This window comes from Nitrosarchaeum koreense MY1 (genome assembly GCF_000220175.1).
Classification (GTDB): domain Archaea; phylum Thermoproteota; class Nitrososphaeria; order Nitrososphaerales; family Nitrosopumilaceae; genus Nitrosarchaeum; species Nitrosarchaeum koreense.
In genome coordinates, this window is sequence record NZ_AFPU01000001.1 from 767,034 (window position 1) to 791,756 (window position 24,723).

The window sequence follows — 24,723 nt, forward strand, 5'->3', positions numbered from 1 at the left end:
TATGTACCTTAATGTTACAGAATTATCTTAGGCTCAGACATGAACAGAAGAATAAAAGACATTTCAAGACGTAAAACAGATGCAATTAACATAGAATATTTTAGTAAAGACAGATATAGAATTTAGAATAGATTGACTAATCACTAACCGTAATTCTGCCAATGTCAATTTTCCTAAGAAATGAGGCCCCTTTTTCATCATATCCGCTAATGAAAACATACATGTGATAATCTCCAGCAGGTATTATAGTACCACATGTTGGATTACAGCTAATATTACGATCAGGTCTATCCTGTGCTTGAAAAAAATACAGGTATATGATATTATTTGCATCTATAAAGATACTGTCCCTATCTTCATCTAGTCTCCATGTGTTTGAACCGCCAGTATTACACTCATCATTAGTTAATGTAGAGTTAGCAGAGCAAACGATTGCTGCATAAGAATTCCCCGTAGATAAATTTTCAAATATCGCACGTGTTCCTTGATATGTAAACCAAGCACCAACATCACCAGTATTTTCAGCAACAACCTGCAGTATATCATCATTATCGTATTGATAAAATGATAAAAATGAAATATTGGGTATAGGGAATTGTATAAATGAAGATTTTTGATTTGTCATTGTACTATCATCGATTCTCATAATTGTATCCAACCCTGTTTTATACGCAAGTGTGACGTTTAGTCTGTTTTGTCCATCTATAACAGATTCAGGAACTGCAGATAGGGTAAAATTAAAGTTTTTGTAAAAAGAATCTGTAGCATAGTCACTTGTATCAATAAGATCTCCTGAATCAATGAATTTCATTGGTTGATTTATCAATACTGCGATTGGAGGTTCTATGTTAACACCATTAACATCAGTTTCATAGATGGTAACATCTACTATGCTAGATGTGTCACCAAATCTAGCGTTATACAAATCAGATATTTGATTTGTTGGAGAAGTTGTTAATGCATAATCATTCCAATGCATTATCTGATCAATATGACCTTCAAAATATTCTGATGCGCCATTATAACCAATATGAATTTCAGTGTCTACACCACCCGTATCAACATTATTGCCAGATCCGCCGGTATTATCATGATCATTAAACACACCATCAATATACAGATCACATTGTTTAGCACCATTTCTTACAGCAACAACATGGTGCCATGTGTTATCATCCAATCTGTTAGTGCTGATACATTGTGCAACATTACTACTACCAGAACCACTAGAATCTACTTCAAAGAATATCTTACCACGATTTCCAGATGTAGACCCATCACCCATATGAATCTGATAGCGTTCCACGTTAGAGTATGAAGAATCATTATCATCCCAACGGATTATAACATTTCTTGAATTATCCGCATATTGGGTTGGCACTCTAAACCATAAAGCAGTAGAATCTGGGAAATCTTCAATATCAGAATAATCCTCACAGTCACTATCAGGACCAGGGCAATTATCATTGTCCATGTCCCAGACACTATCTATGCAATCATTTCCATCAAAACTATAGTACGGAGAATTGTCAGGGCCTCCTAATGAAACATATGTTGGGGAGGCATTACCAGAACATTTGTCTAGACCGTTTGTATTTCCAGTAGAATCTACCAATGGATTAGTATTGGAATCTAGATGAAATATCATATCCACAGAATTATCATGATTATCATCGCTGACATACATTAAAGAATCAGGCAAATTTTCATGAAATGTTCGAGTGGCAACATACCATGTGCCAGTTGGAATAGTCACAGTAGATGTAGAATTGTTTGAAAAAAAACTCGGATCTATCTCATCAAGATCTAGATATGTTCCAGAACCTTCTGGCGAGGTGCCTGATAATTGATATGTGGTAGATGGTACGTTGTTAGTTTCCATATGGAAATATAGAACGTCATTCTGCCCTGGTGGGTCATCTAACCCTAAGGATGAAAGAGCAGTCCCAGATGTCAATGCAGATTCAACCTCTTTTATTCGCACATTAGATGTTGCAATGTTTGAAGTAATTCCGTTTGCAAGTGATGCCTCAAATGTAATCTGATCAGCATTGTTTCCTGAAATTGTGTATACCCATGAAAAAATTGCAGTCTCGCCAGATTTTAAACTTGGGTAAGAAGTTGGAGTAGGTCCAGAAACCTTAACTGCCGAACAACCAGTAAATGCACACAAAGAAGTATCAACATCTAGATCTGAAGGTGTCAAATTTAAGATTGGTGCATTGTTTGTAGAATTGTTTGTAACTGTAAAGAGTATAGTAGTATCAAAAGCAGTTGAAACCGTTTCAGGAATGGTATAGCTATTCAGATAGAGACTTCGGTCTCCAACGGCATTAATATAAAATGATTGTACTTCTCCTCTGCCTGAAATTAATTTTAGTTTATAACCTTTAAGAGGATCCATAACATAATCCACACCGTTAATCAAATCAAACTGATCACCAGGAGCAATTACAGTGTTAATATCAAATTTTTTAGTAGTATCAGGTATACCATCTTCTTCAATCCAAATAGATTTTATTTCTAACGGAACCTGGCCTGTGTTTAAAACAACTCCATCTAATCTGTTGCTAGGATTTATCGTTACAGATTCAATTTCAAATGCCTCATTTTGTTTATCTTTTTGTCTTTTTTCTTCTATTATTAATGATTCAGAGAAATTTCCTAATAAGTTCATACTATAAGTGACATAAGAAAGTGAGCTGATGACTACAGCTACAAGAAACACAGAACCAACTAGGGCACTTAGACCACGATGTTTTTTCATGGAGCTATCTCCTGTGTGATGAATTGATTTCCTCTTTCTGTAAACACAACAATATTGATGTCATCACCAGAATTCCATGCATATGTTGCATTAATGGAAAAAGTACTTGATGGGATAATTCCTCCATCAGTATAAGAAAAAATCTGCAATTCTGCCAGAGTTATTCCATCAATAAATTTCATCTCAGTTACGTTTAGTCCCAATGGTCCAACATTGGTCATTGTAACATTAACACATTTTCCTGGACAAGTATTAGAAAACCATACATTATCAAATATTAGATCTTCATTTATTTTGTTTGTCTGGGTAGAAAATGTTTCTTCCATTGCTTGTTTTTGTGTAGTCAAGCTGCTATTTGACCATCCAAGCATCGCCACGCCCATGATACTCACTGCAGATAGGATTATGGCACTAGTTACAACATTTGCAAGTGCTCGTCTGGAATTAAAATGAAATCGTTTATTATTTCTAAGAGAAATTTTAGACATTATCAAATTTAGATCTGGTATTATTGATAGTGTAGAAGAGATCATAATCACAAGTTTGGTTGAATAATGTCTGGGTTTTCTAATTCTGATTCATCTACAGGTTCTGCAACTTCGGTCATGTTTTCTTGTGTTGTGGAGACATCTTCGATCTCCTCAATTGCTTCAGATACGTTACCTGCGCCCATTCCACCAATTTGGATAGGAGGACATGAAACATTGAGACTTTTTGAAAGCAAAAAAAATGTTGGAAATAGTTCCTGATAAATCACAGATAAAATCTTGGGAACATCGTTTTCATCCTTGGTGAGAATGTCGTCTCTTTCTTTTGCATCCCCCGCTATTTTGGTCATGCCTTCAATTGTTAGGTGGACGTTTTTTGGGTTTGATAAAATTGTAAATCCGTACTTGAAAGTAGAATGTGTCTCAGCGTTTTCGATTTCATCAATTGTTGCCTCTACATCATATTTATGAAATACATTATTTTTTGGGTCGTTTTTACTCATGGATATAGAATTCAAGTCAACTTGTATGTTCAATTTGATTAATTGTATCTTGAAATTCATTAAACAATGTGTATGTAATATCAGCACACACATAACAGCATTAACCATATCACCACATAGATAATCTACGCATGGAGCAAAATAGAGTTATATCATCAGTTAATCATTCAAAAATAAATTCGGACAAGGTAAATCTCTCAGTATCAATATCCAAGATAAAAAAAGACACGCATAAACTATCAAAAATGTATGATTTTAAAAAATACATGGATTCTTCAGACATGATATTTCCTCCAGAAATGGATGACATGATACCAAAAGATACGCCACCATATCTAGATAATGGAGAACATTATGTGGAGCGAATTGGAAGAGCATTAAAGTTTTTCAAACAATGCGCATTAATTGGTCCCAGTGGAACTGGAAAAACACACATCGTATACTTGGTGGCAGAATTGGCCGGACTTCCAATGTGGGAAATTAACTGTGGTTTGGCAACATCTGTCTTTGATCTTTTTGGAAGATATGTTGGATTGGGAAAAGAGAATTGGATTGATGGATTAATTACTGGATGGTGTAGAAAGGGCGGAATATTATATCTTGATGAGGCAAACATGATGAAACAAGACGTTGCAACAAAGCTAAACCCATTGCTAGACCAGAGAGGACACATGGTACTTACAGAAAAAGATAGTGAAATTATCCACAGACACAAACATGCATACATGATAATTAGCATGAACCCAGTATCATCTGAATTTGCAGGTACAAAACCAATCAACGCAGCTATGAGGAGAAGAATGAGTGTCTGGTTGAATTTTGATTATATGAGCGTAGGAGATAATATTGATGAAAAAGAATTCAAGATGGTCTCTGAAAGAGGCGGAATTTCTCTAGAAGATGCTGAAATAATTGTAAGAATAGGTGCAAAATTAAGACAAGAATACAAAATGGGAGATCTTCCTTATGGACCATCAGTGGGAGATTTAGTAAATTGGGCAAAGATCTGTTCAGATGGAGTTGATATTCTACAAGGTGGAAATGAAACTCTGGTTCCAATGACTAGCGATGATCCAGAAATACAAGACGAAGTAAGACAAATAATTAAAAAAGTAATTGAAGGAAAAATAGCACAGCGAAATCGAAAAGTGTGATTAAATGAAAGAAAGAGTAGAGGATGTAGCACATAAAATCTTTTTTGACATATGTGGAAAAAAACCGACGGAGATAGATCTATTTTTTTTAGATACAATTCATTTTCCAAAAATAGATTATTTGCCAATAATAACCGTATATTTACCCATGCCACGAAAAATTAATGGGCATAGTGTCTACGAAGGAATTGTCTTTTCAAAATACGAGTCTGGAGCGCAAACAATATGGAATTTATTTTTTGCTACTGTTTGTCATGCTGCAGCACATGCAAATGTAACAGATTTTAGCAAATACCAAAATTGGATTAAGGATAAAGATGAAGAAAAAGCATACAAAACAATAGAAAAAATAGAAGACATTAAAGTAAATCATTTCTTAAAGACATTTTTTCCGGAATATTATCAAGAAATAAACAAAATTAATAGTACATTTAAAATGATTAATGAAAAAAGCATTCAAGACAAATTAACATATAAAAGAAATAAATTTATGGATAGGTTTGGTTCAAAGAAAAAAATTGAGGATGTAATTAAAAATAACATTATAAAACTAGACTCTAATGATAAAAATAAGATAATTGAAATTGCAGATAAATTATATTTTAATCAAGATATCATTGAAGAAGAAAATGCACCCTATGTTGATCATCATACTCAACAAAATAATGCAATCAATTGGAAACAAAATATTACAATAAATCCATCGGGCATAGTAGAGAAGAATGTACAGAATTTTATAGATATTTGGTTTGAACAGCAAAAACGCAGAGATAAAACGAGGAAAAAATATGGTGGTTTGACACATGATCTAAATTTTGACAAAATTGAATTTGCTCCAGAAAATATTGGAGAGTATTTGAGACTAAGAAATGCGACCCATATGTTTTTGAAAAAGATGAGCAGCCAAATGAAATTGGTTCCAAACATAATGGATGAAGGCATGCCGGAAGATATGGGACTGTTGCAAATGCAGGCAGCAATTCAGGCAGTTGCAGCTCAAAATAACAGCATTCAGATCTTTGAGCAAGATGATTATAGGAAAATAGAAGAAGAATGGGCAGTAGTTTTAGATACAAGTTCTAGCATGAGACTAAAATTTGATGAGATGAAAAAATTTGCAATAGCACTTGGAGAAGCTGCCAATGATGTAAACTCAAAAAACGGCAAGTGGGGTTTTTTTACTTTTAATAATAATTTCAGAATAGTAAAAGATCATTATGAAAAATATGATCAAACTGCAAGATCAAGAGTTGGAGGAATAGAAATTACAGGATTGTCTTTTATAGGAGATGCGGTAAAACTATGCACAAGAATTTTAGAAAGGGAAAACATTGAAAAAAAATTTATTTTTTTAATTACAGATGGTCAACAAGTTGGAACGCTAGGAAACAATAAAGATATGGAAGATGCGATATTGGAAGCAAGAAAGAAAGGAATCACAGTGATTGCAATAGGATTGCCAGAAGGAATCACAAAGGTGTTTAATCTTTGCATTCCTTATGAAAGTCTTCGTAAAACAGTGGCAAAATTTATTTCTGCATATGCTAGAATATCAGGCGAAGATACATAAGATTAATAAAAATAATACTTACACATTGTATGTAATTTACATTTACATATAGAATATACAAAATTCCAATGTTGGGAAGTTAGGACAATACCTAAATGGATGAAGAAAAGTTCAATTAACAAAATGAAACCAAAGCTAAACAAAAGTCGTGCATTAAGTACAGTACTTACAACAGTCATCATATTGGTGGCATCAGTTGTACTTGGTTCAGGAGTTGTTCTTTATGGTGCCAGTCTTTTCCAAGGCGGTACTCAAACAGAATCAATTTCAGTATCAGGGGTAAAAGTATGGGTACACAGCACTGATACAAACGGTATAGCTATTGGTGCAGCTAAAATAAGAAATACGGGGGATAAAGTCGTTTCAGTAGACAAAATCCAAATCAGAGGTACAGACGTGCCATTTACCCAATGGTTCGCAGACACCACAATAAGTTCAGCAACATTCCAACAATCATTAAACCATACGGGGTGGGCAGCAACTAGTGGAACTGGAAGTATGGCTAGACAGGTAAATAACCCAGTATGTCCTGCAGGTGCAGATTTCATATCAATTGATCTTGTATCAACAGAGACAACAACTGAAGGAATATGTGCAGATCCAGGTAATGGACCAGTAGCATTAACACCAGGTCAAGCAGCAGTTATTTACTTCAAATTAAATAACGGCACTCTGACATCACTGGATTCTGGTGCAAGTGCTAGTGTCAACATATTTGCAGGTAAAACAGGTGCACCACAAAGCATTACTGTAGAAGGAAAAGAATAACAAACAGAATTCATTAAAATAGGATTTTTTAGGTAAATATTTCTAATCTGTAATTCAAAAAAATTACATACTCGCCTACATAACTAACAAAATAAGATATAAAATTAACAAAATGAAACCAAAGCTAAACAAAAGTCGTGCATTAAGTACAGTACTTACAACAGTCATCATATTGGTGGCATCAGTTGTACTTGGTTCAGGAGTTGTTCTTTATGGTGCCAGTCTTTTCCAAGGCGGTACTCAAACAGAATCAATTTCAGTATCAGGGGTAAAAGTATGGGTACACAGCACTGATACAAACGGTATAGCTATTGGTGCAGCTAAAATAAGAAATACGGGGGATAAAGTCGTTTCAGTAGACAAAATCCAAATCAGAGGTACAGACGTGCCATTTACCCAATGGTTCCCAGACACCACAATAAGTTCAGCAACATTCCAACAATCATTAAACCATACGGGGTGGGCAGCAACTAGTGGAACTGGAAGTATGGCTAGACAGGTAAATAACCCAGTATGTCCTGCAGGTGCAGATTTCATATCAATTGATCTTGTATCAACAGAGACAACAACTGAAGGAATATGTGCAGATCCAGGTAATGGACCAGTAGCATTAACACCAGGTCAAGCAGCAGTTATTTACTTCAAATTAAATAACGGCACTCTGACATCACTGGATTCTGGTGCAAATACTAGTGTCAACATATTTGCAGGTAAAACAGGTGCACCACAAAGCGTAACCGTAGAAGGAAAGTCCTAGGGTAAGGGGAATTTTTTCAAATCTTATCCAATTCGTATTTTTAAATTATAATAAAAAGAAAGACATTTTTTGCCAATAGTATGTATTGTAATGTTTCACACTGGTTGATATATCAAAAAATTAAGAATAAAAATTGAATATAATGGGCAAAAACAAAGAAGAGCAGAGTTTAGAAACATTTCTTAAAAGTGATTTTCTAAGTGAATTAAAGAATGAAACTCCAAAGGGAACAACATTAATTGAAAACTATCCATTAAAAGCGCCATTTAGCTATGCAAATATTTTACAAGACCAAGAAAATGGAAGCATATCGTATCAAGTAGACGAAACAAAACTAAATCAACAAGAAGAAATAATTTACAATCAATTATACAGATTAATAGAAGAAAACCTAGATTCTCCAGAAAATATTGAAAAAGATTTTGGGTTCATGTCATTTGTAAATAAGACCATTAAAGACAATACAAAATTATTTCAAGATTATCCCCTTGCAAGTATGGAAAAGGTAAAATATTATCTAGAACGAGATATTGCAGGTTTTGGATTAATCGATCCAATTATGCATGATCCAAATATAGAAGATGTAAGTTGTAGTGGAATAGATGCTCCAATCTATGTATGGCATAGAAAATATGACAGTATTCCATGTAACATAAAATTTCAAGATGCAAAACTCAATTCATTTGTATCCAGAATAGTATTCAGAGCAGGAAAACACATTAGTTCAGCATACCCAATTTCAGATTTAGCATTAGAAGGAAATCATAGAATTTCAGTATTGTATCAAAAAGAGGTCACTCCAAAGGGAACAAGCTTTACAATAAGAAAATTCAAACAAGATCCATATTCGGTTGTGGATCTAATATCGTTTGGAACTATCAGTGTAGATGTTGCAGCATATTTGTGGATGTTAATGGAAGCAAAAATGTCAATTATGGTCATAGGATCTACAGGCAGCGGAAAAACTACTATTTTAAACGCAATAACGGGACTAGTCAATCCAGACTACAAAATATTTTCTGTTGAGGACGTAGCTGAAATCAACATTAAACATGAAAACTGGTTTAGCCTAGTTGCTAGAACAGGATTTGGTCCAAGTGGCGAAGGTGAAATTGGACTATATGATCTTATAAAATCAGGTGTAAGACACAGACCGGACTATATTGTGGTAGGAGAAATTAGAGGTGCAGAAGCATATGTGATGTTTCAGGCTATGGCAACAGGACACGGTGGTCTTTGTACAATGCACGCAGACAGTTTAGAATCAGCAGGTAAAAGATTACAACAGAAACCGATGGACATTCCAGCATCATATCTATCTTTGATGAATTGTGCAATAGTAATTAGAAGAGTAAAAGGACATGATGGAAAAAGCACTAGAAAAGCAATATCAGTTCAGGAACTCAACACTGCAGATGTTTATCATTCAGCATTCAAATGGGATCCAAAATCAGATTATTTTGATGTACGATTAGAAGATAGTGTAATGTTACATAGAATTGCAGAGCAAACAGGAAGAGACATGGAACAAATATCAGAAGAATATGAAAAAAGAAAGAGGGTCATAAAATGGCTATTACAACGTGGAATTAGAAGTTATGCCAAAGTAGCAGAAAACATTGGAAAATATTATAGAGACCCAGAAGCGTTGATGAAAAAAATTGAGTATGGTGGATAGATGTCTTTTTTAAAAAGCTTTGAGCAAAAAGATAAGCAAAAAAAATTAAATAAAAAAATAGATTCTGAACTACCCTTTTTCATTACAATAGTTACGTTGCTTTCAACAAGTGGGTTTGGGCCATATTCAATTTTTATTAAAATCAAAGATATGGAACTTTTACCACATGTTAGAAAAGAAGCAATGAAGATTTTAAAAAAGATCGATATTTTAGGCATGGACCCATTAACTGTAATGACAGAAGTAAAAGACAGGGGGCCTTCAAATTTTGGAGAGTTTCTTAGTGGATATGTATCTGCCATTCAAAGTGGAGGAGACGTGGTAAATTATCTTAAAACTAAAATGACTAGTGCTTTTGATCTTTATGAGAATGCCCAAAAAGGGTTAGTGGATCAGGTCAAAGCACTTGTAGATACATATCTAACAATGCAAATCGTCATTTTAGCAGTATACATCATAGTCACTGCTACAACTACGGGAGGCATAACAGGAGCACCTCCATTGGAGACAGATATTGATCCAATTTATTTTGTAATTTTAATGCCTCCAATAATTTCTGGATTATTTTTGTTTCTTGCAAAATCAATAAACAAATCAAAGATTGACGAGATAGACTTGAAAAAAATCATAATGTTTGGAATTCCAGGGATTATTGCAGCAACTGCAATAATTTTTCTAAAAATAATACCAGATTATAATTTGTATATTTTAGGAGGGGCATTAATTGTATCTGCAGTATGGCCCGCAATAAAATTCCAGAGCAGATACCAATTCTCCCTTGATGCAGAATCGGCAGCAGCGATAATTCTCAGAGATGTTGCAGAAGCAAGAAAAGCAGGTCTAGGTCCTGAAAAATGTGTTATTCGAGCAACAAAAAGAAAGGACTACGGATTATTCAATAAAGTGGCAAATGGTATTTCAAACAAACTAGAGTGGGGCATGACACTAGAGAACATTTTCCAATTTATTAAAAAAGAAACTACAGACTTTCAGATTTTAATTAATTTCAGAGTTTTGTTTGAAATAATTTCATCTGGCGGAGGTAATGTCAACACATTGGATACATTAGCAAGTATTTCAGAAAAAATTCGAAACATAGAAAAATCAAAAAGAGATATGTTAAAACCATATGTACTAGTAGGGTTTATGCTCGTAGGAATTACCAGTTTTACAACATTGCTAGTGATTGATTCACTTACGGGCATAGGGACAGGCCTAGAAGCAGATGAAGTAAAGAAAAACACACTCCAAATGGAATCAAATGCCCGTTTTGAATTATTAGGAATAGCCATCTTGGTTCAAGCATGGTTATCTGGGTTATTTTTAGGTAAAATCACTACAGGATCGTATTCTGCAGGATTCAGACATTCTATTATTCTAATAATAATTTCAATGATATCAATAGCAGTAATTCAATCAAAAATATTCAGTGTCGGCACGATATTTGGTTAGAATCAGTATGTATTGTAATGTTTCACACTGGTTGATATATCAAAAATGTAACCATTTTCCATAGATTGAAAGCAATTTTTTTGATATTAGTAGTATTTTGCAGTATGGTTATCATGCCAGCTTATGCTCAAACAACAGCGGAATTTGGATATCAACTACATCCTGAAAAATTATTAGAAAATACGGTAGGCACATTACAGATTTTTGTTGCTTCAAATGGAATGATGGTGCCAAAATCAATAGATAATCTCAAAGTGACAAGTTCAGATAATTCAATCATACAAATAATTAATGTGGAAGAAAATAATAACGGATATACAAAGAATGTACAAATTAAAGCAATGAAACCAGGAATTGCAAATATTGCGTTGGCAGCACCAGGGTTTTCATCAAAAGAAATAACTTTGGAAGTATTCAACAACAATAATCATCCAACTCAGATATTAATGAAAATCACTCCAAATGATTTTCCAATAGATGGACCAAGATTTGGTTATGTAACTGTAGAATTAGCAACAACTGGTGGGTTACCTACAATTGCACCAGAGGATATAACAATAAAAATAGAAACTCCAAATAAAGATACAATAAGCATAAGAAATCAAGAACTGACAATTAAGAAAGGAGAATACTTTGCCATAACAGAATTTGATTTAATAAATTCAGGTGATGCAATTATTTTTGCAAGTGCTGAAAATATGAAAAAAGTTAGTGAATTTGTGAAAGTACGTAAACCAACAGACCCATTACAAGTTAAATTGTTTGTAATTCCCGAAACATATAGTAGTTACAGTGGTGCCAAAGGGTATGCAATAGTACAATTACATGATGGTGATGGATCTCCCGTAAAAGCTGAGGAAGATATTCATATGAAATTAGGAGTAGAAAATCCAGATGTATCAATTAACACAAGTCATGACTTTGAGGAAATTCAATTCAGCAATCAAGAATTAGTAATCAAAAAAGGAACGTATTCAGCATATACGACATTCACTCCTAGACCAAATCTAGGAGAATTTACCACATCTGATGCACAGACATTTGAAATGTTTATTTCAACTAATAACTATCTTACAGAGGGAGCTTCATTTACTGTAACTCATGATGAGGTTGGTGCTTTAGAAGGAGAGGGGCCATCAATTACAACTGCACTCCCATTTTTAACTACTGGAGAAAAAGAGCTTATTGCTGTAACTTATTTTGAGACAGACACGGTAGTTTCAAGAAAGACAGGAAGTAGCACGTTAGGTACATCAGACAGAGAACTGGTAACAGTTACAGTACCAGTAACCGCTAAACAAGATTATGAGATAAATTTTGCGTCTTCAAAATCAAGTACAGTTAACCCAATTAATCCAATTATGAAAAAAGGGGATAATATTGCATTAGTTTTTGGAAATACTGGAACTGTTGCTCATGATGAACCAATATCATTTTACATTACAGATAATCAAGGAGTAAAAACAGTACCAGGCAACCCGATAGGACCGATCAAAGAAGATATCAGTTTAACTGTTGAGCCATTAGTTCCAGTGATTTTAGTAGGAAGTGAATTTCCGACAATAGCATATTTGCTAGAAACAGAAGGAGAATCAGATACAACTACAACTGATGAAGAAGATGAGGAAGAAGAGAATGGAAGAATTGGCGTAACTCCATTTATTGAGGATTCGGTTCTAACTTTATCTGCAAATGATTTTGTAAATACTGAACCCGAAATAATCAAAAAGAACCAACCATATGTGTTGTTAAATTTATTAACTGATGAAATTGGAGATGCTACATTATCGTTTCAAGCAGGTCAGTTTGAAGGAACCATGACAGCAACTAGTCACACTACAGATCCTGCAGAAATGCACATGTCATTTGCAGAAAATCTTTTGGCAAACTCTGAAAGCTTAGCTACAATTCAATTGCTAGATTCAGCAGGGAATCCGGTATATGCAAAAAATGATATTTTAATAAAAATAGTATCAAATGATGAATCAGTTTTAGAAATTCCAGAAGAGATTACAATAAAAAAAGGAGAATACTTTAACACAATAAAACTAGAATCACGTGATGAGGGTTTGATTGAAATTGCGTTATTATCGGAAGATTTACCTTTATCAAAATACAATATCAATATTGTAGATATTAGTCCAATAGTATCTTTAGATTTACTTGGAGGTATGAATTGGAATGAACGTGTAGAAGCAAAACTGTCTGTAACAATTCCCGAAATTAATACAGCGTTAGGTGGATTTGATGTGGAATGGGTTGCAACTGGGGGAGAAATACTACAATCAGATGACAGCACCAATAATGAAGGGATAGCAATAATGAACATTCTTGCCAATGATAAAGATACAATATCTATCTCTGCAACAGTTTCAGGAAATGGTTTTAGTTCATCTACAATTTCAAAAACTGCACAAATACTAAACATACCGATAGTTGAAACGCCTGTAGAACAGGAACAAGGGTTTATGATAAATGATTCAAATATGATCTACATAATAATTCCTGCGGCGATTGGAGTTGTAGTGTTTATTTTAAAGCGTACGGAGAAATTGGAAATTATAACTGAAAAGTTAGGCATTGCAGACAAGCTAAACATTGGTGAGAAATTTGAAGGGATTAAAGAAAAAATATCAGAGATAAGAAATCGTTGAACATAAATTTATTTTAAAGATATGAAATATCAAAATAATATTTTGCCTAGAAATATAAAAGAAATCAGAGGATGATAAAGAGAATAACAACTTGTTTGAATTATTGAATTACGATAACATCGGAATTGGATTAGCACTCGTTATGCTAATAGTAGGATCCATAATTGATATTTGGAAAAGAGAAATTCATGATTATTTTTGGATGGTGTTTGGGAGTATTGGATTTTTACTAGTTTTTATAAATTCAGATATCTTACCGCATTTACTTTATCTCGGAATAGCGTTAATCATAGCACCGTTTGTGATTTTCATTTGGAGAATTGGCTTATTTGGAGGGGCAGATGCATTTGCGTTAATTGCATTAGCAGTAATTGCACCAATGGCCACATTTTCTGAAAATCCAGTAACACCATTTACAACATTATCAAATGCTGCAGTGCTGTTTATCTTACCATTTATCATTAACTTGATTAGAAATTTAGCAGCACTCATAAAACATGAAAATATTTTTGAGGGATTTGAAGAAACAGAATTTAAAAAAATTTGTGCAATGTTAATCGGATATAAAGCCAAAAACCCTAAATTTTGTTTTTCAATTGAAAAAATTGAAAAAGGTAAAAAAAAGATAAACCTTACAATCCATCATGCAGAAAACGAAGAATATTGTACAGAACCAAATACATGGATTACTCCAGGAATACCCTATCTGCTTCTAATTACAGGAGGATTCATTATACAGCTGTTACAAGGAGACATCATACTGAGTCTATTTATCAAATAATTCTTAAACATAATCAAAACTACGCCTAATCTTTGATCTGTAACACGTAATAACATACATTCGCTTATGTTACAAAAATTGTAATAATTCCTAATGACAGGTGAATCGCTTACGGAGATGTTTGAAGTAGATAGTCCATTAAATGAAATAAATAGATTGCTTGTAAATTATGATTTAACGCCAAATCAGGCTAAAGTATACATATTTCTAAGCAAATTAGGCATTAAAACAGCTTCAGAGATATCAAAATCTCTTAAAATTCCAAGAACAGAGACATATCATTTACTTAGTGTTCTACAACAAAAAGGGATTATTTTTTCAGTGTTTGGCAAACCAACAAAATTTAATGCTGTTGGAATTAGTGAATCCATTGCAATTTTAGTAAATAATCAAAAAAATAGAATCAGTGAATTAGAAACAGGAAAAGAAGACATTATAAAATTATGGAAGTTAATTCCAAAATATAGTGGAAATAAGGAAACACCAGAAGACAATAAATTTCAAACACTACAAGGAAGAAATTCAATTTTAGTAAAATTAGAACAAATGGTAAGAGAATCATCAGAAAATATACTAGTGTTAGGAACTGAATCTGATTTTAAAAGATTTCATCATACAAATTTTACAGACCTTCTTAAAAAAACAAAATCAAATCTCAAAATTCTTACAGACTATTCAAAAAAAGACATACATATCTTTGAAGATGTTCCTTTAAAAAAGATTAAAAGATTAGAGGACAAAAACAGAGAAGATTTTTGTTTCATAATCAAAGATGATATGGAAGTTATTTTTTTTATGAACAGTTTAAAATTAAAAGATATGATGGCAATTTGGACTGATTCCAAAACATTTGTAACCACATTAAGATCATTATTTAGTTTAATATGGAAAAATGCACATTATGTAGATGAATCAGATGTAGAATCATTATTGGGTTCTGAAATTACATATGAACATAGATTAAGAGAAATTGAACAAGAAAAAATCATCTTAAATTATTTACAGAAAAATTTTAAGCTTACCGAATACAAATCAGGAGTTAAAAATGAGTAAAAATTCAATAAAAAACAAAAATGTAGATTCAAAGCAATTAAATATTTTAATAGTTGATGATAACGAACAAATTACAAAAATGCTTATTACATTTTTAGAATTAAAAAATCATAAATGTACAGGTGCAAGCGATGGCAAACAAGGACTTGCATTGATTGAAGAAGGTAATTATGATGTAGTGTTATTGGATTTGGCAATGCCTGAATTTGATGGATATGCCGTAATCAAAGCATTAGAAAGTAAAGACATGCTAAAAAACAATAAAATAATTGTATTTACAGCATCCACCATAACTCAAGATGAGCTAGATGAACTGGTCAGCAGAGGAGTTACATCATATATTTTAAAACCAATTGATATTGATCAGTTATTATCTAAAATTGTTGAATCCGCATCTTCCTAAAGGTTAGGTGTAACATAAAATGATTCCAATAAAAAATATCTTATTTTTACTCTCAGGAGCGTCTAGTTTTATCATATTTTACATGGGTTTAGTAAACTACATCACTGCTATTGAATCATCAACAGGTTGGATTTTGCTAGTTTTTGCAACCATTGTAGCAGCTGGAACATTACTTAGCACTGTATACATTTCAAAAAGCATCACAAAACCTATTGAAAAACTTGCAGAAAATATGACAGAATTTTCTAAAACAAATAAGATTACAAACAAAAAACCAATCAATACAAACATAAAAGAAATTTATGAATTAAATAAGAATTTTGAAAGTATGGGAGAGAAGGTTGAAAAAACAATATCAGTTCAACAAGAATACGTCGAAAAACTAAAACAGATCGATAAAAAAAAAGTAGAATTTTCATCAATGGTGTCACATGAATTAAAAACGCCACTAGTACCAATCTTAGGATATGCACAGATGTTACAGAAGCAAGAATTGATGGGAAAATTAAACAAACAACAAATAGATGCAGTAGATGAAATTTATTCATCAGCAGTAAAATTGCAAAGATTGGTAGGAGATATTTTAACAACACAAAAATTGGATTTAGGCAAATTAGATTTTAATCAAGAAAATATACACATAGCAGAATTATTAAATTCAATTATAAAAGAATTCAACCCCATTGCTATTGAAAAAAAAATTAACATCATAAATAAGATTACAAAAGATGAAATCATATTTAGCGATAAAGATAGGATTAATCAGATTTTTTCTAATTTAATTAAAAATGCAATGGATTTTGTGGAACCTAAAAAAGGAGAAATAATAATCGGGGCAGATAATGACAAAGAATTTATAAAATTTTTTGTAAAAGATAACGGGATTGGAATTTCAGAATCCAATCAAAAAGAAATTTTTAAAAAATTTTATCAAATAGATACATCTACTAGCAGAAAAAGAAACGGTAGTGGTTTAGGTTTGGCAATTTGTAAAGGAATTGCAGACGGCCTTGGTGGAAACATATGGGTAGAAAGCAAAGAAGATGTCGGAACTGCATTTTATTTTAAGATTCCAAAACAACCAATTAAAGTAAACAGTAAGAAATAGCCGTAAAAAATTAATAAAATAAGGTCATAATTTTGAAACTTCGTTTAATACAAGAGGATTTTCAAGAGAGGATAAATCTCCCAAGGGCAATCCTAACAATTTTGCCCTTAAGACACGACGCATAATTTTCCCAGTTCTAGTTTTTGGAAGGTCAGATATTTGACATATAAATTTTGGACGCGCAATTTTACCAATCTTCTCAGCGATGTAATTAGATATTTCTACCTCTAGTTCCGTTTCAGATTTATTTTCAGGCACAAAAAATACAACAATTGCCTCACCTGTAATTTCATCAGGAATTGCAATGGATGCAGCATCTGAAATTTTATGGTGTGAGATTACAACATGTTCAATTTCAGCAGTACTCATTCTATGGCCTGAAACATTAATGACATCATCAGTTCGTCCTTTCATATACCATAAGCCATCGGCATCAACAAAAACATAATCTCCATGAAACCAAATATTTTCAAAATTAGACCAATAGGTTTGAAGATAGCGTTGATCATCATTTAGTAATCCTCTAGTCATTGCAGGCCAAGGAGATTTTATCACAAGATAACCATTTTTTTGATGAATTGATTTTCCATCATTGTCAAACACATCCAAATTCATTCCAGGACATGGAATTCCTACAGTTGAAGGTTTTAGTTTCATTCCTGGGAAAACAGACAACATCGCACCTCCAATTTCAGTTCCACCAGATAGATTCATGATTGGGATTTTTTTGTTGCCAACTTTTTCAAATAACCACCACCAAGAATCTTCATCTAGTGGTTCCCCCGTAGTTGGTATGTTTCTGATTTTTTCAAATGAATGTAGTTTTAATGGTTTGATATTATTTTTTTTAAATAATCTCACAGCCGTTGGAGATATTCCAAAAATGGTAGCATTGTGTTGATGTAACATATCCCAAATTCTTTCAAAATTTGGATAGTTTAATGCTCCATCATAAATTATAGCACTGCCACCCATTATCAAAAGACCGTAAACATTCCAAACTAGCCCCGTAATCCAGCCTATATCTGCAGGCCACAAAAGAATATCATCTTCATGCAAATCAATTAAAAATGCAGCCTGATATCCTGCAAAAACAGAAAAACCACCATGAGTATGAATCACTCCTTTTGGTTTTCCAGTGGTTCCAGAAGTATACAAGATAAACAACGGATCCTCTGAATCCATAATTTCAGTATGACATGTAGAATTTTGTGCAGATACTAGATTTTCATAAAAAACAAATTTTGATGATTCTTCGTATTCATCAATTCCTTTGTATTGTATTACTATTATCTTTTCTATTTTTGTATCTTTTATTGCTGATTCGATAATATATTTTTGTGAAACATGTTTGCCTCCTCTTTGAAATCCGTCACATACAAAAAGAATTTTTGCGTTACAGTCCTGCAATCTTATTTGCAGAGATTCTGAGCTATAGCCTGAAAATACAACTGTTTGAACCGCACCGATTTTTGCAGATGCCAGAATTGCCAAAATAGATTCCTCAATCATAGGAAGGTATATTGCAACTACGTCTCCTTTTTTTACTCCTAATTGCTTAAGGGCATTTGCAAGTTTGTTTACTTTGGAATCTAATTCAGAATAAGTTATTTTAAAAGTTGTTCCATCTTCAGAGACAAAAATATATGCAATATCATTTGGTTTTTTAAGAGCAAATTTTTCTACTGATGACTTGTAGATATTGGTCTTACCGTCAACAAACCATTTGGACCATTGGATTCCTTTTGATGTATCTAAAATTTTTGTATAAGGTTTGTCCCAAATTATTCCAATTTCTTTGTTCATTTCTTGCCAAAACCATTCTAAATTTTGATTTGCCCTTTGAGAGAGTTCTTGTAAAGTTGAGATGTTATGTTTTTTCATGAATTTGTAAATGTTTGAAGATTGTATTTGTTCTTCAGTTGGAGTAAATACAAAATCAGACAAGTTATAGTTTTAAAAAAACCAGAAGTAAAAAGATTTTGTGATGGTCAAGAAATGTCTATTCCAAGTCTTCGAGCACATGCAATGGCAGATTTACCATCATCTTCGGTAATTCCCACTTTTTCAAATTTTTCTATCCAACCTGTTTTGGTGTTCATCGTATTTTCCTTGTAATATTCTCGTAAAATTATGCCTATTTGAGAATCTAACCTATGTCTTGTTGCTTCATTCATTCCTTGCTGAAGGATTGTAGAGTCGGAATTTGCCAGTATTTTTATAAATTCAATATCTTCCAAAGATAGTTCAGTCATAACATTAAATCTTCTTTTTTAGCAAATCAAGAGTTAATTTTGGATCTGCCTTTCCTTTTGTTTTTTGCATGACTTTTCCTACAAGATAGTTTATAGTTTGAGGATTGGATTTTGCCTGTTCTACGGCTTGAGGTTCTTCAGAAATTACAGATTCAATAATTTTTGATAATTCAGACTCATCTGAGAGATTTCCTAGATCAAGATCAGACATTATATCTGATAATGACTTGCCTGTTCTTACAATTTCATACAATGCATTTTTTGCAGAATTTCGTGCAATCTTACCGAACTGGATTGAATCAGCTATCGCTTTTAGATGTGAAGGAGTTAATTTTGATGATTCTCTTTTCTCTCTTGTATCTACTAATCCCATCAAATCAGTGGTTATGATATTTGCAATTTCTTTGGCGTTTTCTTGTGTGTGTGCTTCTTCAAATAAATCTGAATAAAACTTGTCAGATGAAAGCACGTCAGCTACTTGAGATGGAATATTGTATTTTGATATATATCGTTGTTTTTTAGAACTGATGCTTTCAGGCATTTCCGATTTTAGTTTTTCTTTGATTTCATTTCCTATTCTAACCCATGGAATGTCACCCTCTAGAAAATACCTATAATCCAGATCTTCTTCTTTTGATCTGGACGAGATGGTAATCTTTCTTTTATCATCCCAATGACGTGTTTCCTGAATTATTGGAATGTCTCTTGAATGCAAGCTTTGTTGACGTGTAATTTCAAAATGAACAGCTTTTTCTAAATCATGAAATGAACCAATGTTTTTTATTTCAACTTTATTTCCATGTTCAATGGAGACGTTTGCATCTGCCCTCATTGCACCCTCCAATCTAGGATCAGACACTCCAATATTCTCCAATAAATCAGATAAAATATTTAGAAACTCTCGTACTTCTTTTGGGTTTTCAAAATCAGGCTCAGTTACAATCTCGACTAAAGGTGTACCTGCACGATTATAATCCACTAATGTGATTTGGTTTTTTTCAGAACTTCCCTCATAGATTAACCTGCCAGGGTCTTCTTCTAGTTGAATTCTAGTGATTCTGATCTTTTTTTCTCCAACCATAAGAATTCCACCACCTCCGACACTGGTATCTCCATAGATGTTTAATTGAGTGATTTGGAAATTTTTTGGCAAATCAGGATAAAAATAATTTTTTCTAAAAAATGCAATTTTTTCCGGAGTAGAACAATTTAGGGCCATTGCAATCATTGTTGCTTTTTCAACTGCCTTTTGATTTAATCTTGGAAGACTGCCTGGCAATCCCATACAAATGGGACATATGTTGGTGTTTGGCTCAAACTCTCTATAGTTTGCCTTACAAGAGCAAAATAATTTGCTTTCTAGATTTGTAAGTTGACTATGAATCTCCAATCCAATTTTTGTCAAATTGGAACCTCCGGTAATTTGACAGTTTTTTCTAATGCATATGCTGCCTGTAATAGTAATTTATCATTCATCGAATTTGCAATAAGTTGCATGCCAATTGGTAAGCCATTAGAAATAGAATACGGTATTGATATTGCGGGTTTGCCTGTAAGATTTGCAGTTACAGTGTTAATATCAACAAGAAACAATGCAACAGGATCATTTATTTTTTCACCAATCCTAAACGGTAAAATTGGAACTGTGGGGGAAATTAACAGATCAAATTTCTCAAATGCCTCATTTATTTGTCTAGTAAGTTTACTTTTTATCTTTAGTGCTTTAAGAAAATATTTTCCTGCATGTCCTGCAGAAGGAACAAAGCCTCCAAGAATCATCCTTCTAGTGACTTCAGGACCGAGTTTTTTTCTTGCTTTTTCAATATATGAATTAAATTCATACCCCTCGACAGAAAAATCATAACCATATCTCAAATTATCGTATCTTGCAAGATTACTACCTGCCTCAGTTGCTGTAATTGTATAATATGCTGCAACTGAATATTTTACCATATCCAAGGAAATTTCTTCACATATTGCACCCAATCCCTCTAATTTCGATATTGCGTCTCTTGTTGCAGACAGTACTATTGGGTCAATTCCCTCTCCAATCATCTCTTTGATTATGCCTATTTTTTTACCTTCTATGCCTGAATCAATATCTTTTAGATAATCCTCATTTTTGTTATCCACCGTGGTGTTATCATTAGAATCATGTCCTGAAATCAGATTTAGCATAAATGCTGCATCTTCCACAGTTCTAGTTAACGGTCCAATCTGTTCAATACTGTTTGCATATGAAATTAATCCATATCTACTAATCAATCCATAAGTTGGCTTGTATCCAACAGTTGAACAAAAACTTGCAGGATTTCTAACTGAACCACCAGTATCAGAACCTAACGATGCAACACATTCAAATGCACTAACAGATACAGCACTGCCTCCAGAAGAGCCACCTGGGACATAATCTGTATTCCATGGATTTTTGCTTGGACCATATGCGCTGAATTCTGTAGAAAGACCCATTGCAAATTCATCAAGATTTACCTTTCCAACAAAAATTGCGTCTTGTTGTTTTAGCTTTGTAATGACAGTGGCATCATATGGTGCAACAAAATTTTCAAGCATCTTTGATGCACATGTTGTTTTTGTATCTTTTATGCAAATATTGTCTTTAATTGAAATTGGCATGCCAAAGCATTGCCCTATTTTCTCACCTGACTTTATTTTCTTGTCAATTTCTCTTGCTTGATCAACTGCCTTTTCATTAAGTGATAAAAACGCATGTAAAGTATCATCTATTTTTTGTATTCTGTCCATAGTTTTTGAAATGAAATCTTCGGCGGAAAGATTTCCGGATTTTATTTCTCGGACATATTGCAGAGCTGAAATTTTTATACTCAATTAAACCATCTTGGGAGCTCTGACATAGGTTCCTTTATAGTGATTAAGTTTTTCGATTAATTTTTCATCAAATGGAATATACTTGTCTTCTCGTAGATGGGTGATAGGAATTTCTCTTACAGATATCTCCTCCGATTCAACACCCGCAGAATCTAAAATGTCAAAATAGCCTATCATCTTATCAACTCTTTCATAAATTGTAGGATCATCGATTTCAATTCTCATTAATTTTGCAACATGTTCAATTTCTTCTCGAGATACCATTTCTAATCACCTACGGAGTTAATCGGTCAACATCCCTTGGATAAAATGTGACATCTCTGATGTTTTCTGTGCCTGTTAATGCCATGATTAATCGCTCTAAACCAATTCCACATCCCGCGTGAGGAGGCACACCGTAATCAAATGCTCCCAAATGATACTCAAAAGCGTCAGTTTTCATTCCTTTATTTTTCATTCTCTCTTCTAGCTCATGTCTTTTCTCAATTCTAGTACTGCCTGAAGACAATTCCAAATCCCCAAACATTAAATCAAATGATTCAGAAATTTTTGGGTTTGTTTTACTGTCTTTTACATAAAACGGTTTTGGACCCAGAGGCCAATCTTTGATAAAGTAAAATCCTTCCACGCCAATTTTTTTAAGATTGGAAGGGTACAAGTCATCACCCCATTCAGTTTTGGCTCCAGCTTTTTGCATTTTTTCTATCAATTCGTCATAAGAGTACCGTGGTATGTGTTCAGGCTTTGAAGGAATGATAAACTCTACATCTGAATTATTTTTTGCATAATCACTAACAGTTACGATTGCAATTTTTATTATGTCTTCAATTCTATTCATTACATCATTATAATCAACAAATGCCTCTTCCAAATCAACAGATATTGCTTCAGCAAGATGGCGATTAGTTCTTGATGGTTCTGCTCTAAAAATAGGTGCAATTTCAAAAACTTTCTCAAAACTCATAATCAGTTGTTCTTTGTACAATTGGGGACTTTGAGCTAAAAACGCCTCTTTGTTGTAATAAAATATTGGAAATAATGCAGCACCACCTTCAGTTGCAGTGGCTATCATTTTTGGAGTGTTGATTTCTATAAAGTTTTGTTGGTAAAAATAATCTCTAATTGATTTTAGCACTTGACTTCTTGCATTGAAAATATGTTGCAATGTTTTACGTCTAAGATCAATTGGTCTTACTTCTAATCTTGTGTCTATGTTTTTCACAGTCTTTGCTAAAGGCTCAAAGGGTGGAATTTTTTCAACATCTGAAAATACACGTAGTTCAGATGGGATTATTTCAAATCCAGTAGGTGCTTTTTCAGAAGACTTGATCCTGCCAGTAATTGCAATAGAAGAATGTGCTTTTAGTATGGATAATTTTTCACGTAGTTCATCTGGGCAATCTCCTTTTTTGGCAACAATTGGAATGTCACCGTTCTTGTCTCGGATTGTGGCAAAACTAATATTTCCATGACCCCTAATTGTCAAAACCCAACCCATTATAGTGACTTCCAAGCCATCCATTGATGGATTCAATTCGTTAGAATAATGAGATCTACGCAATGTTCCAAGCTCTGTTTTTATCATAATTTACTAAATTGCTATCCTATGGTGTAATTAATTTTTGGGGGAAAATACGATTCACACTAGTTCAGAGGTATCCTGATTCTATTGGAAAACAAATTCAATGATTTTTTTCCCAAATACTAGTAAAAGAATGAAAAGTATGAACTGTCAAGGAAAACCTCATGTTTGGAGATTTTCATACTAAAATGGTAGATGTGTAAAATGCAAGTCCAAGATCACATCACTAACGAATTGATTCTGAAACGAAGTTTGAAAAAACCATAGTAAAATAGACTTTTTTGAAATTATACTATTCTTAATGTCAATAGCAAACAATTAGATTTTTTCTGAGTTTTGAAGTCAAGGTTTGGGAATATGGCATTAAAATCAAAAAAAAGTAACATTTATCATCAGAAAATATTTCAGGTTAAAATGAATTGGATATATTAATAGGATTAGTAATAGCGATCTTTATTATTACAGCAGTATTTGTCGGATATCATGCGTCCCAAGAGCCGCATGAAGTGGTAGAGGGACATGGCGAGTTAATAGAATTAAAAATACTCAGCCAAGTAAAACATGAAACATATATAAAATTAGAACTAAATGAATCGGCTCAGTAATATTTCAAAAACAACAAATTTTTTCGATTTACATTAAATTACTACATATTATTTAGAAAATCAATGTCTTTGACAAACAAAGAAAAAATTATTGCATTAATATCAAATGGAATTGCAGTGTATTCATTATACCAAGAAAGAGGCAGTCTTCCAAAAAACACAAGCATGTATGATTTTGTACTAAAGGCAATTCCAGAAAACATCAAATCAGAATTAAGTGTGCAATTAATTGATGAGGTTTTTCAATATGTCTCATCCACACATAGTTCATAAAGTACAATAATGTAGAACATACATC

At 33.0% G+C, this 24,723-nt stretch carries 21 protein-coding genes; 12 read left to right on the forward strand and 9 right to left on the reverse strand.

Annotated features, from left to right (window positions below; all coding sequences use genetic code 11):
• Positions 1 to 136: 136 nt before the first annotated feature.
• The 3 genes from MY1_RS04505 to MY1_RS04515 are packed head-to-tail and all read right to left on the reverse strand — an operon-like array spanning position 137 to position 3,758.
• On the reverse strand, positions 137 to 2,767 hold the full coding sequence (locus MY1_RS04505) for a LamG-like jellyroll fold domain-containing protein (RefSeq protein ID WP_007550554.1): 2,631 nt from the start codon (positions 2,765 to 2,767) through the stop codon (positions 137 to 139).
• Positions 2,764 to 3,255, reverse strand: a complete 492-nt coding sequence (locus MY1_RS04510) for a hypothetical protein (RefSeq protein WP_007550555.1) — start codon at positions 3,253 to 3,255, stop codon at positions 2,764 to 2,766. Before MY1_RS04510 ends, MY1_RS04505 begins: the two co-directional genes overlap by 4 nt.
• Positions 3,256 to 3,302: 47 nt before the next feature.
• Positions 3,303 to 3,758, reverse strand: coding sequence for a hypothetical protein (locus tag MY1_RS04515; protein ID WP_007550556.1), 456 nt, complete (start codon positions 3,756 to 3,758; stop codon positions 3,303 to 3,305).
• 131 nt (positions 3,759 to 3,889) lie between these two features.
• Here MY1_RS04515 and MY1_RS04520 point away from each other — a divergent pair, with 131 nt between their 5' ends.
• From MY1_RS04520 to MY1_RS04570, 11 genes are all read left to right on the forward strand, one after another.
• The gene (locus tag MY1_RS04520; RefSeq protein WP_007550557.1) at positions 3,890 to 4,912 is read left to right on the forward strand and encodes an AAA family ATPase; all 1,023 of its coding nucleotides are present in this window, start codon (positions 3,890 to 3,892) and stop codon (positions 4,910 to 4,912) included.
• 4 nt (positions 4,913 to 4,916) lie between these two features.
• A complete protein-coding gene (locus MY1_RS04525) occupies positions 4,917 to 6,482 on the forward strand; it encodes a vWA domain-containing protein (protein ID WP_007550558.1) in 1,566 nt (521 codons plus the stop codon).
• A 123-nt stretch (positions 6,483 to 6,605) separates the two neighbouring features.
• On the forward strand, positions 6,606 to 7,250 hold the full coding sequence (locus MY1_RS04530; RefSeq protein WP_007550559.1) for a hypothetical protein: 645 nt from the start codon (positions 6,606 to 6,608) through the stop codon (positions 7,248 to 7,250).
• A 112-nt stretch (positions 7,251 to 7,362) separates the two neighbouring features.
• Positions 7,363 to 8,007: a hypothetical protein gene (locus tag MY1_RS04535; RefSeq protein WP_007550561.1), complete on the forward strand. Its 645-nt coding sequence runs from the start codon at positions 7,363 to 7,365 to the stop codon at positions 8,005 to 8,007.
• Between the two features lie 142 nt (positions 8,008 to 8,149).
• Positions 8,150 to 9,685, forward strand: a complete 1,536-nt coding sequence (locus MY1_RS04540) for a type II/IV secretion system ATPase subunit (protein ID WP_007550562.1) — start codon at positions 8,150 to 8,152, stop codon at positions 9,683 to 9,685.
• The gene (locus tag MY1_RS04545; protein WP_007550563.1) at positions 9,686 to 11,137 is read left to right on the forward strand and encodes a type II secretion system F family protein; all 1,452 of its coding nucleotides are present in this window, start codon (positions 9,686 to 9,688) and stop codon (positions 11,135 to 11,137) included.
• Positions 11,138 to 11,241: 104 nt separating this feature from the next.
• The gene (locus tag MY1_RS04550) at positions 11,242 to 13,791 is read left to right on the forward strand and encodes a hypothetical protein (protein WP_052296746.1); all 2,550 of its coding nucleotides are present in this window, start codon (positions 11,242 to 11,244) and stop codon (positions 13,789 to 13,791) included.
• 103 nt (positions 13,792 to 13,894) lie between these two features.
• On the forward strand, positions 13,895 to 14,572 hold the full coding sequence (locus MY1_RS04555; RefSeq protein WP_237698795.1) for an A24 family peptidase C-terminal domain-containing protein: 678 nt from the start codon (positions 13,895 to 13,897) through the stop codon (positions 14,570 to 14,572).
• Between the two features lie 93 nt (positions 14,573 to 14,665).
• Positions 14,666 to 15,625, forward strand: coding sequence for a TrmB family transcriptional regulator (locus MY1_RS04560; RefSeq protein WP_007550566.1), 960 nt, complete (start codon positions 14,666 to 14,668; stop codon positions 15,623 to 15,625).
• Positions 15,618 to 16,028 (forward strand): response regulator, encoded by a 411-nt coding sequence (locus tag MY1_RS04565; protein WP_048109705.1) that lies wholly within the window; start codon positions 15,618 to 15,620, stop codon positions 16,026 to 16,028. The genes MY1_RS04560 and MY1_RS04565 overlap by 8 nt, the downstream gene beginning before the upstream one ends.
• A 19-nt stretch (positions 16,029 to 16,047) precedes the next feature.
• On the forward strand, positions 16,048 to 17,136 hold the full coding sequence (locus MY1_RS04570; protein ID WP_007550568.1) for a sensor histidine kinase: 1,089 nt from the start codon (positions 16,048 to 16,050) through the stop codon (positions 17,134 to 17,136).
• A 24-nt stretch (positions 17,137 to 17,160) separates the two neighbouring features.
• Here MY1_RS04570 and MY1_RS04575 read toward each other — a convergent pair whose 3' ends face one another.
• Genes MY1_RS04575 through aspS form a run of 6 tightly spaced genes read right to left on the reverse strand, consistent with a single transcriptional unit; the run spans position 17,161 to position 23,823 of the window.
• Entirely contained in the window at positions 17,161 to 19,083 is a 1,923-nt protein-coding gene (locus tag MY1_RS04575; protein ID WP_007550570.1) for an AMP-binding protein, read from the reverse strand.
• Between the two features lie 44 nt (positions 19,084 to 19,127).
• A complete protein-coding gene (locus MY1_RS04580) occupies positions 19,128 to 19,391 on the reverse strand; it encodes a hypothetical protein (RefSeq protein ID WP_048109707.1) in 264 nt (87 codons plus the stop codon).
• Between the two features lie 4 nt (positions 19,392 to 19,395).
• On the reverse strand, positions 19,396 to 20,796 hold the full coding sequence (gatB, locus tag MY1_RS04585; RefSeq protein ID WP_007550573.1) for an Asp-tRNA(Asn)/Glu-tRNA(Gln) amidotransferase subunit GatB: 1,401 nt from the start codon (positions 20,794 to 20,796) through the stop codon (positions 19,396 to 19,398).
• Positions 20,793 to 22,238: an Asp-tRNA(Asn)/Glu-tRNA(Gln) amidotransferase subunit GatA gene (gene gatA / locus MY1_RS04590; RefSeq protein ID WP_048109709.1), complete on the reverse strand. Its 1,446-nt coding sequence runs from the start codon at positions 22,236 to 22,238 to the stop codon at positions 20,793 to 20,795. The genes gatB and gatA overlap by 4 nt, the downstream gene beginning before the upstream one ends.
• Positions 22,239 to 22,502 carry an Asp-tRNA(Asn)/Glu-tRNA(Gln) amidotransferase subunit GatC gene (locus MY1_RS04595; RefSeq protein ID WP_007550575.1) on the reverse strand — a complete coding sequence of 88 codons (264 nt, stop codon included), beginning with the start codon at positions 22,500 to 22,502 and terminating at the stop codon, positions 22,239 to 22,241.
• Positions 22,503 to 22,512: 10 nt separating this feature from the next.
• Positions 22,513 to 23,823 (reverse strand): aspartate--tRNA(Asn) ligase, encoded by a 1,311-nt coding sequence (gene aspS, locus MY1_RS04600; protein ID WP_007550576.1) that lies wholly within the window; start codon positions 23,821 to 23,823, stop codon positions 22,513 to 22,515.
• A 665-nt stretch (positions 23,824 to 24,488) separates the two neighbouring features.
• Between aspS and MY1_RS04610 the strand changes: the two genes are divergently transcribed.
• A complete protein-coding gene (locus MY1_RS04610; protein WP_007550579.1) occupies positions 24,489 to 24,698 on the forward strand; it encodes a hypothetical protein in 210 nt (69 codons plus the stop codon).
• The last annotated feature ends 25 nt before the right edge of the window (positions 24,699 to 24,723 follow it).

Coding starts and splice junctions, on each gene's coding strand:
- MY1_RS04505 (WP_007550554.1), bottom strand. CDS start 2,767: ATGAAAAAACATCGTGGTCTAAGTGCCCTAGTTGGTTCTGTGTTTCTT.
- MY1_RS04510 (WP_007550555.1), bottom strand. CDS start 3,255: ATGTCTAAAATTTCTCTTAGAAATAATAAACGATTTCATTTTAATTCC.
- MY1_RS04515 (WP_007550556.1), bottom strand. CDS start 3,758: ATGAGTAAAAACGACCCAAAAAATAATGTATTTCATAAATATGATGTA.
- MY1_RS04520 (WP_007550557.1), top strand. CDS start 3,890: ATGGAGCAAAATAGAGTTATATCATCAGTTAATCATTCAAAAATAAAT.
- MY1_RS04525 (WP_007550558.1), top strand. CDS start 4,917: ATGAAAGAAAGAGTAGAGGATGTAGCACATAAAATCTTTTTTGACATA.
- MY1_RS04530 (WP_007550559.1), top strand. CDS start 6,606: ATGAAACCAAAGCTAAACAAAAGTCGTGCATTAAGTACAGTACTTACA.
- MY1_RS04535 (WP_007550561.1), top strand. CDS start 7,363: ATGAAACCAAAGCTAAACAAAAGTCGTGCATTAAGTACAGTACTTACA.
- MY1_RS04540 (WP_007550562.1), top strand. CDS start 8,150: ATGGGCAAAAACAAAGAAGAGCAGAGTTTAGAAACATTTCTTAAAAGT.
- MY1_RS04545 (WP_007550563.1), top strand. CDS start 9,686: ATGTCTTTTTTAAAAAGCTTTGAGCAAAAAGATAAGCAAAAAAAATTA.
- MY1_RS04550 (WP_052296746.1), top strand. CDS start 11,242: ATGGTTATCATGCCAGCTTATGCTCAAACAACAGCGGAATTTGGATAT.
- MY1_RS04560 (WP_007550566.1), top strand. CDS start 14,666: ATGACAGGTGAATCGCTTACGGAGATGTTTGAAGTAGATAGTCCATTA.
- MY1_RS04565 (WP_048109705.1), top strand. CDS start 15,618: ATGAGTAAAAATTCAATAAAAAACAAAAATGTAGATTCAAAGCAATTA.
- MY1_RS04570 (WP_007550568.1), top strand. CDS start 16,048: ATGATTCCAATAAAAAATATCTTATTTTTACTCTCAGGAGCGTCTAGT.
- MY1_RS04580 (WP_048109707.1), bottom strand. CDS start 19,391: ATGACTGAACTATCTTTGGAAGATATTGAATTTATAAAAATACTGGCA.
- MY1_RS04595 (WP_007550575.1), bottom strand. CDS start 22,502: ATGGTATCTCGAGAAGAAATTGAACATGTTGCAAAATTAATGAGAATT.
- aspS (WP_007550576.1), bottom strand. CDS start 23,823: ATGATAAAAACAGAGCTTGGAACATTGCGTAGATCTCATTATTCTAAC.
- MY1_RS04610 (WP_007550579.1), top strand. CDS start 24,489: ATGTCTTTGACAAACAAAGAAAAAATTATTGCATTAATATCAAATGGA.